Source organism: Bradyrhizobium sp. (assembly GCF_030654605.1).
In the GTDB taxonomy this organism is placed as follows: Bacteria; Pseudomonadota; Alphaproteobacteria; order Rhizobiales; family Xanthobacteraceae; genus Bradyrhizobium.
Genome location: NZ_JAURXB010000142.1, coordinates 1 through 11629, shown reverse-complemented (window position 1 = coordinate 11629; position 11629 = coordinate 1). Strand labels below are relative to the sequence as shown.

Annotated in this window: 22 protein-coding genes and 2 tRNA genes; 12 read left to right on the top strand and 12 right to left on the bottom strand. The window is 61.3% G+C overall.

All coding sequences use genetic code 11. The features are described 5' to 3' along the window. The first annotated feature begins 350 nt into the window (after positions 1-350). Positions 351-692: an AlpA family transcriptional regulator gene (locus Q7U29_RS13760; RefSeq protein ID WP_304742283.1), complete on the top strand. Its 342-nt coding sequence runs from the start codon at positions 351-353 to the stop codon at positions 690-692. A 15-nt stretch (positions 693-707) separates the two neighbouring features. On the opposite strand, the gene Q7U29_RS13755 is transcribed toward Q7U29_RS13760, so the two are convergent. From Q7U29_RS13755 to Q7U29_RS13735, 5 genes are all read right to left on the bottom strand, one after another. After that, positions 708-784, bottom strand: a tRNA-Pro gene (locus tag Q7U29_RS13755). 63 nt (positions 785-847) lie between these two features. Further along, positions 848-1288 carry a DUF192 domain-containing protein gene (locus Q7U29_RS13750; RefSeq protein ID WP_304742345.1) on the bottom strand — a complete coding sequence of 147 codons (441 nt, stop codon included), beginning with the start codon at positions 1286-1288 and terminating at the stop codon, positions 848-850. Positions 1289-1476: 188 nt separating this feature from the next. After that, complete coding sequence (locus tag Q7U29_RS13745; protein WP_304742281.1) at positions 1477-2142, bottom strand: cold-shock protein; 666 nt, start codon at positions 2140-2142, stop codon at positions 1477-1479. Positions 2143-2340: 198 nt separating this feature from the next. Further along, the gene (locus Q7U29_RS13740) at positions 2341-3102 is read right to left on the bottom strand and encodes a Sir2 family NAD-dependent protein deacetylase (protein WP_304742278.1); all 762 of its coding nucleotides are present in this window, start codon (positions 3100-3102) and stop codon (positions 2341-2343) included. 116 nt (positions 3103-3218) lie between these two features. Further along, on the bottom strand, positions 3219-3497 hold the full coding sequence (locus tag Q7U29_RS13735) for a hypothetical protein (RefSeq protein WP_304742275.1): 279 nt from the start codon (positions 3495-3497) through the stop codon (positions 3219-3221). Positions 3498-3687: 190 nt separating this feature from the next. Between Q7U29_RS13735 and Q7U29_RS13730 the strand changes: the two genes are divergently transcribed. Beyond that, a complete protein-coding gene (locus Q7U29_RS13730; protein ID WP_304742272.1) occupies positions 3688-3879 on the top strand; it encodes a hypothetical protein in 192 nt (63 codons plus the stop codon). An 88-nt stretch (positions 3880-3967) separates the two neighbouring features. Here Q7U29_RS13730 and Q7U29_RS13725 read toward each other — a convergent pair whose 3' ends face one another. Continuing rightward, positions 3968-4159, bottom strand: a complete 192-nt coding sequence (locus Q7U29_RS13725; RefSeq protein ID WP_304742269.1) for a hypothetical protein — start codon at positions 4157-4159, stop codon at positions 3968-3970. Positions 4160-4485: 326 nt separating this feature from the next. Between Q7U29_RS13725 and Q7U29_RS13720 the strand changes: the two genes are divergently transcribed. Together Q7U29_RS13720 and Q7U29_RS13715 are read left to right on the top strand one after the other, a co-directional pair. Then, the gene (locus tag Q7U29_RS13720; RefSeq protein ID WP_304742267.1) at positions 4486-4758 is read left to right on the top strand and encodes a sulfur globule protein precursor; all 273 of its coding nucleotides are present in this window, start codon (positions 4486-4488) and stop codon (positions 4756-4758) included. 141 nt (positions 4759-4899) lie between these two features. Further along, on the top strand, positions 4900-5076 hold the full coding sequence (locus tag Q7U29_RS13715; protein WP_304742264.1) for a hypothetical protein: 177 nt from the start codon (positions 4900-4902) through the stop codon (positions 5074-5076). Positions 5077-5116: 40 nt separating this feature from the next. Here Q7U29_RS13715 and Q7U29_RS13710 read toward each other — a convergent pair whose 3' ends face one another. Next, on the bottom strand, positions 5117-5254 hold the full coding sequence (locus Q7U29_RS13710) for a hypothetical protein (RefSeq protein WP_304742263.1): 138 nt from the start codon (positions 5252-5254) through the stop codon (positions 5117-5119). 177 nt (positions 5255-5431) lie between these two features. Between Q7U29_RS13710 and Q7U29_RS13705 the strand changes: the two genes are divergently transcribed. Then, positions 5432-5734, top strand: a complete 303-nt coding sequence (locus tag Q7U29_RS13705) for a hypothetical protein (protein ID WP_304742260.1) — start codon at positions 5432-5434, stop codon at positions 5732-5734. A 6-nt stretch (positions 5735-5740) separates the two neighbouring features. Beyond that, positions 5741-5926 (top strand): hypothetical protein, encoded by a 186-nt coding sequence (locus Q7U29_RS13700; protein WP_304742258.1) that lies wholly within the window; start codon positions 5741-5743, stop codon positions 5924-5926. A gap of 120 nt (positions 5927-6046) precedes the next feature. On the opposite strand, the gene Q7U29_RS13695 is transcribed toward Q7U29_RS13700, so the two are convergent. Beyond that, positions 6047-6253: a hypothetical protein gene (locus Q7U29_RS13695; protein WP_304742256.1), complete on the bottom strand. Its 207-nt coding sequence runs from the start codon at positions 6251-6253 to the stop codon at positions 6047-6049. A gap of 300 nt (positions 6254-6553) precedes the next feature. Here Q7U29_RS13695 and Q7U29_RS13690 point away from each other — a divergent pair, with 300 nt between their 5' ends. Together Q7U29_RS13690 and Q7U29_RS13685 are read left to right on the top strand one after the other, a co-directional pair. Next, on the top strand, positions 6554-7006 hold the full coding sequence (locus Q7U29_RS13690) for a VOC family protein (protein WP_304742253.1): 453 nt from the start codon (positions 6554-6556) through the stop codon (positions 7004-7006). A 180-nt stretch (positions 7007-7186) separates the two neighbouring features. Further along, entirely contained in the window at positions 7187-7357 is a 171-nt protein-coding gene (locus tag Q7U29_RS13685) for a hypothetical protein (protein WP_304742250.1), read from the top strand. Between the two features lie 4 nt (positions 7358-7361). Here Q7U29_RS13685 and Q7U29_RS13680 read toward each other — a convergent pair whose 3' ends face one another. After that, positions 7362-8012, bottom strand: coding sequence for an HAD hydrolase-like protein (locus tag Q7U29_RS13680; RefSeq protein WP_304742248.1), 651 nt, complete (start codon positions 8010-8012; stop codon positions 7362-7364). A 124-nt stretch (positions 8013-8136) separates the two neighbouring features. Between Q7U29_RS13680 and Q7U29_RS13675 the strand changes: the two genes are divergently transcribed. Beyond that, entirely contained in the window at positions 8137-8784 is a 648-nt protein-coding gene (locus tag Q7U29_RS13675) for a glutathione S-transferase family protein (RefSeq protein ID WP_304742246.1), read from the top strand. Positions 8785-8879: 95 nt separating this feature from the next. Here Q7U29_RS13675 and Q7U29_RS13670 read toward each other — a convergent pair whose 3' ends face one another. From Q7U29_RS13670 to Q7U29_RS13660, 3 genes are read right to left on the bottom strand one after another with little or no spacing between them, the layout of a single operon-like run. Next, on the bottom strand, positions 8880-9032 hold the full coding sequence (locus Q7U29_RS13670; protein ID WP_304742346.1) for a hypothetical protein: 153 nt from the start codon (positions 9030-9032) through the stop codon (positions 8880-8882). 33 nt (positions 9033-9065) lie between these two features. Beyond that, entirely contained in the window at positions 9066-9311 is a 246-nt protein-coding gene (locus Q7U29_RS13665; RefSeq protein WP_304742243.1) for a porin, read from the bottom strand. Between the two features lie 32 nt (positions 9312-9343). Next, entirely contained in the window at positions 9344-9601 is a 258-nt protein-coding gene (locus tag Q7U29_RS13660; RefSeq protein WP_304742241.1) for a PilZ domain-containing protein, read from the bottom strand. Positions 9602-9908: 307 nt separating this feature from the next. Between Q7U29_RS13660 and Q7U29_RS13655 the strand changes: the two genes are divergently transcribed. The 3 genes from Q7U29_RS13655 to Q7U29_RS13645 all read left to right on the top strand — a co-directional run bounded on the left by Q7U29_RS13655 (position 9909) and on the right by Q7U29_RS13645 (position 10999). After that, positions 9909-9983 (top strand) — tRNA-Glu (locus Q7U29_RS13655). 295 nt (positions 9984-10278) lie between these two features. Next, positions 10279-10665, top strand: a complete 387-nt coding sequence (locus Q7U29_RS13650) for a type II toxin-antitoxin system RelE/ParE family toxin (protein ID WP_304742239.1) — start codon at positions 10279-10281, stop codon at positions 10663-10665. After that, a complete protein-coding gene (locus Q7U29_RS13645) occupies positions 10643-10999 on the top strand; it encodes a DNA-binding transcriptional regulator (RefSeq protein WP_304742236.1) in 357 nt (118 codons plus the stop codon). Before Q7U29_RS13650 ends, Q7U29_RS13645 begins: the two co-directional genes overlap by 23 nt. The last annotated feature ends 630 nt before the right edge of the window (positions 11000-11629 follow it).

Below are 11629 nucleotides of genomic sequence, written 5' to 3'. Positions count from 1 at the left end.
GGACGAACAATGCACCTCCGAAACCGAGCCTTTTTCTTCGGCTGCTGCCTGCTTGAAGTGACTGGCTGGACGCGTTGATCAGCGTCCACCGCGTCTTCATCCCCCAATCAGCCCGGCAATCAATCCCAGCCGCTTTCCTGCCACGTGACTGCCGGATCGGCTCAAATAAATTCCCCTGAACTCCAGACTTGAAGGGCTCCGACCTCCGAGGACCTCGTTTCGCACACCAATACCGCAACGATGGCCTATCGAGGATGCGAGCAAGTCACGTGAATTGAGGACACTGCGCCTCGATATCACTCCAAGGCAGATCGTCCATCAGACGAACATACGGAGGTATGTTGGGACGAATGAGAAAGGATCGCCCAGAGATCGCTTTGCGTCCTATGATTTCGATAGCGGACTTGCTTCAACACATTCCGATCAGCCGGACCACGTTCGACGAACTTGTAAAGGAAGGCGCCTTTCCAAAGCCCTGTTATGTGACACCCATGAAGCTGGGTTTCTTTCCATACGTGGATATCCAGTGGCAGCAGGGATTAACTCGGGTGGACGACTGCTGCGGACCAGTTCAGATTGATCAGCGCCGAAAAAGCACATTTAAAGCGCGCTTAAGTAGTACTGCAGGTTCTGCAAAAAAGGGGAGCCAAAAAATGCAGGTCCAAAAACGCGATCGACGAGTAATTGCCTGAAAATGTTTGGTTAATTGGTCGGGGCAGCTGGATTCGAACCAACGACCTGCAGTACCCAAAACTGCCGCGCTACCAGGCTGCGCTATACCCCGTTTGTCTGGGAAGCCCTGTCGTTACACGCTTCAGGCGCGGCCAGCAAGGCTGGCTTCGGCCCCTCACCGGGGCTTGAAAAGCGGATGGGCGACCCGGTCGCCGGGGACGATGCCGTATTTTTGCGCGGTGCCGGCGATCACTTCCAGCACCCCCTTGGCCAGCCCGCCCGACGAGATGATCTTGAGCGATTGCGGCTCGGTATTCTCGGCGATGCGCAGGATACGGCCGTCGGCGCGGATGAAGATCATGTCGAGCGGGATGAAAGTGTTCTTCATCCACATCGATATCTGCTGTTCCGGCGAGAAGTCGAACAGCATCCCCTTGCCGTCCGGCAATTCCTTGCGGTGCATCAGCCCGGTTTGCCTCTCCTCCTCGGTGGTCGCCATCTCGACCGAGAAGACATGCACACCGTTCCTGGTGACGATTTCGAGCGTCTGGATGCTCGCGGCCTGCGCGCCGAAGCCGCCCGATGTGCAGAGCGCCAGCAGCGCGATCACCGGCATCCAGAACCAGCCGCGGGCGCGGCGCCGATCGACACATGAAGCAAGACTCATCAACAACGCTCACTGGCCGTGGAGGATTTCGGCAATGCTAGCCCAATGATCCCGGCAAATACCAGACCTTCGGCAAGGCGCGAACGGGCATTTTCGAAAGCCCGGCTAACGCTTCCGTGAGGTGGCGCCTCGCAGGATCAGTGCGACGACAGCCCGGGCGCGCCGGCTTCCGGCTGGATCTCGGCCGCCATCATCCCCTTCGAGCCGGGCCCGAACCGTACCAGCACGTACTGGCCGGGGCGCAGCTCGGTCATGCCGAAACGGCGCAGGGTTTCCATGTGCACGAAGATGTCGGGCGTTCCCTCGCCGCAGGTCAGGAAGCCGAAGCCGCGCAGCCGGTTGAACCATTTGACCTGCGCCCGCTCCAACCCGCTGGTCGGGGTAACGCTGACATGAGTCCGCGGCGGCAGCATCTGCGCCGGATGGATCGCGGTGGATTCGTCCATCGAGACCACCCGGAAGGCCTGGTAGCCCTTCTGGCGCTGTACGCATTCGCAGACGATCCGCGCGCCTTCATAGGCGGTCTGATAGCCGTCGCGCCTAAGCACGGTGACGTGCAGAAGCACATCCGGCCAGCCATTGTCGGGCACGATGAAACCGTAGCCCTTTGATGCATCGAACCATTTGATGACGCCGGAGATTTCGACCAGGTTGGCTGCGCTCTCGCCGAGCCCCGTCAGCGCATCGATCGCGGGATCGCGCCCGGCGCTGCCAGCAAATTCACTCGGCCCAAGCCGGTCCGATCCGGTTCCGCCAGATGGCGGCCCGCCGAGCTTCTTGGACTCAAAACCGTCCGACCCCATGACCCCGGACCCCACACATCATCGACGACCCCGTACCGCTGCGACGTCGCCGGAACACGCGCCCATCGATGAGAATTCATGATGACGCCGCGCGAATCTTGCGAATCAAAAGATAACACTCCCGCGTGCGGCGCATAGATAAAAAACAAAACTGGCATGAGCTATGAACAGCTTGCACGGCCGCGAATCAATCTGGGATCAATTGCCGACGAACGGCCCGAGCGTCTCCCCGATGTCATGCCGGATCACGAGATCGGCAATGTCGTCCTGTTCGGTGGGCTCGTTGTTGATGATCACCAGCCGGGCGCCGCAGTTTTTGGCCAGCATCGGAAACCCGGCCGCTGGCCACACCACCAGCGACGAGCCGATCGCGATGAACAGGTCGCAATGCTGCGCGAGTTCGGTGGCGCGCCGCATCGCGTCTTCCGGCATCGCCTGCCCGAACGAAATGGTCGCGGTCTTGACCGGCTCGTCGCATACGGGGCAGTCGGGCGCACCGCCGATCTCCTCGAAGCGCAGCTTTACCCAGGCCAGGTCGTAGGCCTTGGCGCAACCGATGCAGCGGGCGTAGGTGGTGTTGCCGTGCAACTCGACGACATGGTCGGCGGCGAAGCCGGAGACCTGATGCAGATTGTCGATGTTCTGGGTGACGATGGCGGGGATCTTGCCGGCCTTGTAGAGTGCTGCGAGCGCGCGATGACCGCGTCCCGGTTTCGCGGCGGCGAAGGTCGGCTCCATCGCAAAGCGCCGCCGCCACGCCTCGTCCCTTGCGTCAGGACTGGCCACGAACTCATCGAACGGGATCGGCCGGTTGCGGGTCCACAATCCGCCCGGCGAGCGGAAATCGGGAATGCCGCATTCGGTTGAAATGCCGGCGCCGGTGAAGGGGACGATGGTGGACGCCTCGGCGATCATGTCGCCGAGCTGTTCCACGCCGCTGCGAAGATCGGTTGCGATCATGGGATGAGATCCGAAATGTCTGGCCGTGCTGATCATAGCACGGCGGATCGGATTGCTAAGTCGACCGCATGACCGGATCAGGCCGCCTTGTCAGGCCACCGTTTCAAGCCGCCATATCAAGCGGCCTTGGCGACCGGCTCCTTGGCCTCGTCGGCCTTCTTGGCGCCCTCGCCGGCCGCACCGTTCGCGACGTTCTCCTGGGTCTTTTTCGGCTTGGCCGCGGGAGCAGCTACTTGCGACTTGCGCGCCGGCTTGTCGTATTGCGCGAGCTTCTCCAGCTCGGCTTCGAGTTCGGCGCGCCGTGCCGCGACCTTCTCCGCCAGTTTGTCGGTGGCGAGGTCGCGCAGATCGGCGACTTCCTCGATGCTCATTGCGTCCAGATCGATTTTTGCCATGGCCAGCCTCCCGTTTCTTTTTGGCTAGCGGGAAGCCGGAGCAGCCACAAGCGCGGCGCCCGTCTTATCCACTGGGAACGCCGACGCGACTTTGCCCGAGGGCGATCACAATCCCGCAACCAGGCGTCCCAATTGACGCCCCAATCGCGGACGCCAATGGGCGCGGGACAAGAATCAAAAAGGGATGGGCATGATCGAACAGCCGTACAACGCCGCGCGCGAGCGGGAAGAAATCGTCAGCCGCGTGGCAAGTTTCAAAGCCACCCAGGAAAAATTCGAGCGCGAGCGTGAGGAATATTTCGTCACGACGCTGCAGAATGCCCGCAGCGGATCCGAGCCGCATATCCGCGGCACGCTGGAAGACCCGCCGTTCTGGTCGTAGCGGCATCGTCGCCGCGTAGCGCGGCGGTCCGTCTTCACTTGAAGGGGTCGACCCATCACGACGCCCCGGCGCAGTTCCGCCCGGGGCGTTACTCGCCGACGATTTCACGAGCCGGGAATTTGGCATCCGGATTGAACCGCCCGAGCGAAAAATCAACCCGGCGCAGGCGCTGCAGCGCTGCCCGAACGCTGAAGGCGACCAGCACTTCATGGTGCCGCAGCCCCTTGCCGCCCTTCACGAGGCCGAGGTCCCGTATCAGGCAGTAGCGACCGCTGCTCATGCGGGCGAACCGGCAATTCTTCCATCCCAACATCCCGCAAGCATGCATTGCCCCGCGATTCCGTCAATTCTTGACACGACTCGATTCCGTTTTGTTCACGGTAGAACGAACAGAGGACACGTTTTTGCGTTCTGACAGACCTTAACAAGATGAAAACTTTTTCTCGCGCGATGCGCATCTCGATGATGCGGGCGACGCCGTAGGCGCGTTGTGTGATCTGGCGCACGTCTGAAGTGCCGCTCGGGAAAATCCGGTGAACGATCGGCGTCCGGGGAACGTCCCATGTGCATCGTAGCCGGTGCAATGCACCTCATCTGGAGAATACAATGCTTCGCAAGATTTCATTCGCCGTCATCACCGCGATCGCCCTCGGCGCTGCCGCCATGTCCCCTGCTTCGGCGGGCGGTGGTGGTGGTCATGGTCATGGCGGTCACGGCCACGGCGGCCATCACGGTCATGGCCATGGCGGGCATCATGGTCACGGGCACCATGGTCACCGCCACTTCTACGGCAGTTCGGCCTTCTACATCGGTGGCGATTGCTACAAGTACATCCAGACCCGGCGCGGCCTGCGTCTCGTGAACGTCTGCGCTTACTGAGGTTTGCCAGAGAATGCCCCGGCCGGTGTGAACGGCCGGGGCATTTTTCTGTCCCGCATCGGAACGGCAACGGCTTGGCGGCGAAACCATTGCAGCCGGTCGGTATTATCAAACTGCAACAGGCCCGACGGTTGGTGAGTGATGGATCTGGCGACGCTGAAAGAACAGGCCGAACGCTGCCGTCGTCTCGCCAAACAGGCCGACCCCTTCACCGAACAGAGGCTGCTGGATCTCGCCCGGGAATACGAGGCGCGAATAGCGCAGCTGGAGCCGAAGTCTTCGGCGGCGTCGCAGCGACGGCGGAAGGACGAGACGTAAGCGGCTCGGCTTTGCGCCTGAACGCGCTGGCTACCGAAAGTCAGGCGGCACGAGACTCGCGTTCGGCAAGCGCCCGTTCAATCTGGCGCCGGACGGCCTCGGTGGGGCGGCCTTCCCGCTCGAGCAGGCGCAGCTGATTCCACAGGCGGATGATCTGTCGCTCTTGGCCGGCGTCCATGGCGGTCTCCTCGGTGGCGCCACTATGAACAAAACGCGAACGAAATTCAAGCGCTGCCGATAGCTGGTTGGCCGATGGAACACGCCAAGCGCCGACGGGTTGGGGAGTCATGAACAAGACGACCGGGGCGCTGAAGAAGCAGGCCGCCATTATCGAGAAGAACAAGAAGAAGCCGAAATGCCCTACACCGTAAGCGGAACCGATATCCGAGGCGTCAATACCGCCAGGCGCCGCACGCCTGAATCGGCGCTGAAAAAGGCCCGCGAGTTCATCGTGCGCGCCTGTTACGATGTCCGCATCACGACGCCGGAAGGCCGGACCTACCATTCCGCCGAGTTCGGCGACCTCCCCCGAACGCCCGCGGCACGGCGCCTGCCCCCAAAGCACGCGTCCGCCGCCCAGGCGCGTCCTGCCGCCACATTGGCGAAGGCTGGGGAAACCTCGCAAGGCAGTTCTCTTTTCCAAAAAAAACCTGCATAACGCGGCATGGCAAAACCAAAAGTAACCTTCAAAATCGTCCGTATCGCCGAAGACAACTGGAGCATCCAGGCGGATTATCCGGGCGTCGAGCCGCGCATGATCACCGGCCTCACCAGCAAGGCCGACGCCGACGACTGGATGAACGGCGAACGCCGCATCGGCTGGCTGCGCTCCCAGGGCTACGCGAAGTAGGCGCTGATAGCCGCTTCGCGGCGGTCATTGGTTTCCTAGCTTACGCTTAGACCGCAAAGCAGCGGACAGAAATGTAGAACGCGATTGCTTGGTGATCGCGAACCCGCCGATGCCCGGGCTTTATCGCTTCTTCTTTTTTCCAAAGATATCGTTCCAGTTATCCTTGTAGGCTTTGGATACCGGCTTCTGACCCTCGCCCATGCCTTGCCGCTTCGGTGCGGCATCCGGCTTGCTGTCGACTGCGGCGGTTTCGGCCTTCACTTCGGCAGCCTTGGCTTCCGGTGCCGACTTTTTCGGCGCGGCGTCTTTGGATTTCTCAACAGCCATTTGTTTCCTTGTAGGGGGTTCGCCGCTCACCGCATGGCGCGAGCTCGCTTGTGATACTTCATTGGCTCCTACGCCTCATCAGCCCTAATAGGCCTCCAGGTCAAGCGGCCCTGAGCATCAAAGCCTGTGATGACATGGCTGAGCGAATCCGAGCGTGACAGCAGAACAGATCGAGTGCGTCAGGCCTCCGAAGTCCTCCCCGCAATGTCTGCCCATTCGAACATTTTGCTGCTATTTATGGCCCTGACCCGCCAGAACCACCGCCCGGATCTCACAACGCTCTCAAGGAAACAGGAAACCATGCGTTATCTCCACACCATGCTGCGCGTGCGCAATCTCGATGCCGCGATGAAGTTTTATCAGGATGCGCTGGGGCTGAAGGAGGTCCGCCGCATCGACAATGACAAGGCGAAGTTCACGCTGGTGTTCCTGTGCGCTGCCGGGGACGAGGCGCTGCTGAAGAACACCCCGAGCACGCGCGGCGCGCCGCTGGTCGAGCTCACCTATAACTGGGACGAGGAGACCTACGGCGAGGACCGCTTTTTTGGCCACCTCGCCTATGAGGTCGACGACATCTACGCCACCTGCGATCGCCTGATGAAGATGGGCATCACCATCAACCGGCCGCCGCGCGACGGCAACATGGCGTTCGTGCGCTCGCCCGATTTGCACTCGATCGAGCTGCTGCAGAAGGGCGATCCCAAACCGCCGGCCGAGCCCTGGCTGTCGATGCCGAACACCGGCCACTGGTAGGCCCGGGCAACCGCGACGCCCCGTACGACTACGGGGATGATGATCTCAGCGGATGCGCCGTTTCCTCCCGGCGCATCCGAGGCCGACCTCATGCCGGCATTCACGTCCAAGTGTTCACGCACGTGTTCACGTTCGGTGAACCTTTTGGCCTCAGACTTGACTGAGATTCGAGGGGATCACATGAGCCAGGCCCAGCACTATCAATTCCAGGCCGACCAGGCCAAGCGCCTGGCCCGTCAGGTGACCAGTGCAGAGGTTCGTGAGCGACTGCTGGAAATGGCCGGCGAATACAGCCGATACGCCGAGTTGATGGCGGCCCGCGAAGCGCCCGGCGAACAGGCCTCGGCCTGAGCTGTCAGCCCCGGCGCGTGACGCGGGCGGGCTCAACAATTCCCAGAATATCCGCCACGCTGTCGAACACCAGCGCCGGCGACAGCCGCCCGAGCACCTCCGGCCTGGCATAGCCCCACGACACCGCCCCGAAATCGATCCCGGCCTGCGCTGCCGCCTCGCCGTCCCGGACCTCATCGCCGATCGCGATGGCGTCATCCGCGGCGATATCAGTTCGCTTCAGGACCGCCGTGAACCTGGCGGCCTTGCCGAACATCGAGGCGCCGCAGGCAAACTGCGCCATCAACGCCGCATGGTCGCCCAGCGCACGCCTGACATTGCTTTCGGAGTCGGAGCTGACCATCGCCATGATGATTCCGGCTTGCGACAATTCCTGCAGCATCGATCCGACGCCTGTGAAAAGCGGGATGCTGTCGATGTTCTGGCTCTTCAGCCGGCGCATGTCCGCCGCAATCAGGGGCATTCGCCAGAATGGCACTTCGAGATGCGCGATGATCTCCCGGGATGATTTGCCGCGCAGCATCTCGACGTCGCCATCCTCGATGCGCCTGAAGCGATGCTTGTCGGCAAAGGAATTCACCACCTGCCGAAACCACGGCAGGCTGTCCGACAGGGTGCCGTCGAGGTCGAATATCGCGAGCTTGTATCCGGGCATGATCGGAGCCTTATAGCATCCATAGCGGCGCTTTTTTGCCGGGATGGCCCGCTTCGGACGCGCGCGCATTTTTCGCGGTTTTCCGCTATCAAACGCAAAAGCCGATCAACGGGAGAGCCAACGCGTGCCAAACAAGAATCAGGGCCAGCTGACGATCTGGGGCCGGGCCAATTCGGTCAACGTGCAAAAAGTGCTGTGGTGCCTGCGCGAACTCGATCTGCCCTGCCAGCGCATCGATGCCGGCATGGCGTTCGGCCAGAACGACAAGCCGGAATATCTCGCGATGAACCCCAACGGCCGGGTGCCGACCCTGGTGGACGGCGATTACGTGCTGTGGGAATCCAATTCGATCATGCGCTATCTCAACCTCGCCTATGGCGAGGGATCGACGATCTATCCGCAGGCGCCGAAGCTGCGCGCCGGTGTCGACCGCTGGCTGGACTGGACGTTGTCGACGCTGCAGCCGGTCGATCGCCCGGTGTTCTGGGCGCTGGTGCGCACCCCCGTCGAAAAGCGCGACATGGTCGCGATCCAGAAGGACGCCGACGCCGAGGCCGCGCAATGGCGGATCGTCGAGGCGCAGCTGGCGACGCGGCGCTTCATCGAAGGCGACGATTTCACCATTGCCGACATCGCGCTCGGCGCCTATGCGCGGCGCTGGTTCGGGGTCGAGGGCATCACCAGGCCGAGGCTGCCGCTTCTGGAGCGCTGGTTCGCGCAGTTCGCCGCCCGTCCCGGATTTGCCGAGTTCGTCGCGGTACCGATGTCGTAGCACAACCGTCATTGCGAGCGCAGCGAAGCAATCCATAGCCACACAGGAAGTATGGATTGCTTCGTCGCTTCGCTCCTCGCAATGACGACAAGCAGCTAAAACCCCGACCGCTCGAACAGCACGACGATGACGATCACGACCAGCGTCACCGCCGTCACCACGAGGCGCGTGGTCCAGCTCATGCCGCCGCCGACCCACCACAGCAGCGCGCAGCCCATCAGCACGGGAACGATGATTTCGAGCTGCAAATCAGGCCTCGTCGCTGTTGACCGGGCATCGCTTCAGCGGCTGCCGCCGACCCCGATGCTGACGGCGCCGCCGATCTTCACACAGGTCTGCGTGCCGTCAACCCTGACAAAGCCGGCACCATACGCCGCGCAGAAATGGTCGGCGCGGGCGCCCTTCACCTGAAGTTGCCGGCCAGCGGAGATGGATCTGTCGGACTTTTGCAGCCCGAACTGCTCGGCCGTTGCCGACGAGGCCGGCAGCAGCGCCGTCACGGCGATCAGCAGGAGGACGTTTCGCATGCCGCCCTTTTATCGCCGGCGGGCGGCCGGCGCTAGCGGACGAATTTGACGCCGACGGTCTTGCCGCGGCGCCAGACCACTTCGCAGCTCCGCCCCGTCCGCGCGTCGCGCGAAAACGCCAGCCGCAGTTTGCCGGGCAGCGCGTTGGGGTCATCGACCGTGACCTTGGCGCCGGTCGAGGACAAATCCTGCACCACGCATGGCCGGGCGGCAAAGCCGCCCTCGAGCGTGATCCAGCCGGGCTGGTGGACGGATTTGCGGGATTCCCGCTTCTTGGCGGCTGCGGCCATCTTAAGTCTCCTGAAGCGATATCCCTACCCGATCAGGCTTTAGGAACCGTTGCGCGAGACGAATAATCCCGGGATTCGCGGTCGCCGGAAGCCCGTCCGGCCCGCCGCGAAAACGCTTTTGCCGGTGGCTTGCCCGGCCGGGCAAACGCCACTATACGTTCGCCCGCTGCCTCGATTGCGTCGCTGCGATCCGGGTTGCGCTCCGGCACCATCGCCCCTTTTAAAGCCTTGATTTGCTGAAGCTTTTTGTACGATATCTACAGCGAAACGGCAGCCTTGCGACCAGCCCGGTCGCAGCGACGCCTTCGCTCCCTTCGTCTATCGGTTAGGACGCCACCCTTTCACGGTGGAGAGAGCGGTTCGATTCCGCTAGGGAGCGCCAAGCATTCCGCAATAGCGTTGAATTGATTTTGGTTTTTAGCCTATTTGGCAAACCTGAATCTAACGGGAATCCCACCAACCTGCATTCTCGTCCACCTTGGCGAGCACCATCGATGCACGACATGGATTACCGGTATCTCCGGCGATGTATCGAGTGATGAAATGGTCTTTCCGAGTCCCGCAGGGAATGTTTGATACCTATAATCATGATGGTCGGGCGTGTCTTGTAATGACCACGACGAATTTTGATGCTATAACTCACTGAGTGATACATACTTTATCAGATAGAGGGTCCGTTGCAGGTCTATAAACTGCGAGCATTTGCGCGCTTTCAGCGCCGCGAAGGGATCACCGACAGAATGCTCGGCAAGGCCATCGGTAACGCCGAGCGCGGACTTGTAGACGCTGACCTGGGCGGCGGGTTGATTAAGCAGCGAACCGCAAGGCCGGGTCAGGGCAAGAGCGGCGGATATCGCACGATTATCGCTTATCGGCGCGGCGACCGAGCGGTGTTTCTGTTTGGCTTCGCCAAGAGCGAGCGGACCAACCTCGATGACGATGAGTTGTCCTGTTTGCGGCAGATCGGGCGAAGTTATCTCTCGCTTGGTGATGATGGGTTGGAAATGGCGATTACTGCTGATGAAGTGATGGAGGTTAGCTATGGCCAGGAAGAGCAAGGTTAAACCCGAACTCAGGGGCAAGGCACGACTACGCTCGGAGATCGTTGGAGCGATGCAGGGCCTGCACAAGATCGGTATCATCAACAAAACTGACTTGGAAAAGACCACACTCCGGATGCTCGGACGCGATGCCCTGCCGAAAGTAACGGAGCTTTCGCCGACCGAGATCGCGAGGGTTCGCGAGCAAGCAGGCGTCAGTCAGGCGGTACTGGCCGGTTTCCTCAATGTCGCGGTTAATACCGTGAGCCAGTGGGAGCGTGGCGAGCGGCGACCGACAGGCGCGGCGCTCAAGCTTTTGCATGTCGTCAGGACCAAGGGACTGGACGTGGTACGATGATGGGGAGCATCGGAATCAAGGACTCGAGGGTTTGCCAAACGCCGAAATAGTCCGCGTGCATCGCGCGTTTTCGACTTCTAAAAGGTGGCAAACCGATTGATATTGCTTAAATATCGCTCTTCGCTACGGAGCGTCATCGCCGTTTGGGCCTTTGAATCGGCCGACAATTCACCTCTGATTGAACCACTTCCTGGAACGCCTGTTCCGGTGGGTCGCGTCTGCGGCCCCCACTACCCAAACCGGGTGTATCGCTCCTTGATTCACTTCGCAGGACAGGTTGAGTCCCCCCACGAAACCCATCGCAACGAGCCCGTGCCAAAAACCAAAATTTGCCGAGTAGATTCAACAAATCCACCCGACGGGCAAATCACTTCTGTTTATCAGAATTATTGTCAAGCCCCTTGCGAAAAAATATTTCTGTTTTTCGGAAATGAAAATCAGGCTATATGATTGGCCATCCCGTCCCACTCAGGGGGGCGTTGCGCAACGTACCGGCGCGGGGCGGGGATGCGGTGGACGTGGATGGCGTGCTGACGAGGGCGCCTGAAGCGGACGGCGAAGTCATGTGGTCCCGACACCCCAAGGGATGGTGTCAAGTTCGCGTCAAGGCGCGGGCGACGGTGGCAAAAG

Excerpts from the sequence above, each read along its gene's own strand:
- Q7U29_RS13760 (WP_304742283.1), top strand. The coding sequence starts at position 351 with ATGAGAAAGGATCGCCCAGAGATCGCTTTGCGTCCTATGATTTCGATA.
- Q7U29_RS13750 (WP_304742345.1), bottom strand. The coding sequence starts at position 1,288 with ATGCCGGTGATCGCGCTGCTGGCGCTCTGCACATCGGGCGGCTTCGGC.
- Q7U29_RS13745 (WP_304742281.1), bottom strand. The coding sequence starts at position 2,142 with ATGGGGTCGGACGGTTTTGAGTCCAAGAAGCTCGGCGGGCCGCCATCT.
- Q7U29_RS13740 (WP_304742278.1), bottom strand. The coding sequence starts at position 3,102 with ATGATCGCAACCGATCTTCGCAGCGGCGTGGAACAGCTCGGCGACATG.
- Q7U29_RS13735 (WP_304742275.1), bottom strand. The coding sequence starts at position 3,497 with ATGGCAAAAATCGATCTGGACGCAATGAGCATCGAGGAAGTCGCCGAT.
- Q7U29_RS13730 (WP_304742272.1), top strand. The coding sequence starts at position 3,688 with ATGATCGAACAGCCGTACAACGCCGCGCGCGAGCGGGAAGAAATCGTC.
- Q7U29_RS13725 (WP_304742269.1), bottom strand. The coding sequence starts at position 4,159 with ATGAGCAGCGGTCGCTACTGCCTGATACGGGACCTCGGCCTCGTGAAG.
- Q7U29_RS13720 (WP_304742267.1), top strand. The coding sequence starts at position 4,486 with ATGCTTCGCAAGATTTCATTCGCCGTCATCACCGCGATCGCCCTCGGC.
- Q7U29_RS13715 (WP_304742264.1), top strand. The coding sequence starts at position 4,900 with ATGGATCTGGCGACGCTGAAAGAACAGGCCGAACGCTGCCGTCGTCTC.
- Q7U29_RS13710 (WP_304742263.1), bottom strand. The coding sequence starts at position 5,254 with ATGGACGCCGGCCAAGAGCGACAGATCATCCGCCTGTGGAATCAGCTG.
- Q7U29_RS13705 (WP_304742260.1), top strand. The coding sequence starts at position 5,432 with ATGCCCTACACCGTAAGCGGAACCGATATCCGAGGCGTCAATACCGCC.
- Q7U29_RS13700 (WP_304742258.1), top strand. The coding sequence starts at position 5,741 with ATGGCAAAACCAAAAGTAACCTTCAAAATCGTCCGTATCGCCGAAGAC.
- Q7U29_RS13695 (WP_304742256.1), bottom strand. The coding sequence starts at position 6,253 with ATGGCTGTTGAGAAATCCAAAGACGCCGCGCCGAAAAAGTCGGCACCG.
- Q7U29_RS13690 (WP_304742253.1), top strand. The coding sequence starts at position 6,554 with ATGCGTTATCTCCACACCATGCTGCGCGTGCGCAATCTCGATGCCGCG.
- Q7U29_RS13685 (WP_304742250.1), top strand. The coding sequence starts at position 7,187 with ATGAGCCAGGCCCAGCACTATCAATTCCAGGCCGACCAGGCCAAGCGC.
- Q7U29_RS13680 (WP_304742248.1), bottom strand. The coding sequence starts at position 8,012 with ATGCCCGGATACAAGCTCGCGATATTCGACCTCGACGGCACCCTGTCG.
- Q7U29_RS13665 (WP_304742243.1), bottom strand. The coding sequence starts at position 9,311 with ATGCGAAACGTCCTCCTGCTGATCGCCGTGACGGCGCTGCTGCCGGCC.
- Q7U29_RS13660 (WP_304742241.1), bottom strand. The coding sequence starts at position 9,601 with ATGGCCGCAGCCGCCAAGAAGCGGGAATCCCGCAAATCCGTCCACCAG.
- Q7U29_RS13645 (WP_304742236.1), top strand. The coding sequence starts at position 10,643 with ATGGCCAGGAAGAGCAAGGTTAAACCCGAACTCAGGGGCAAGGCACGA.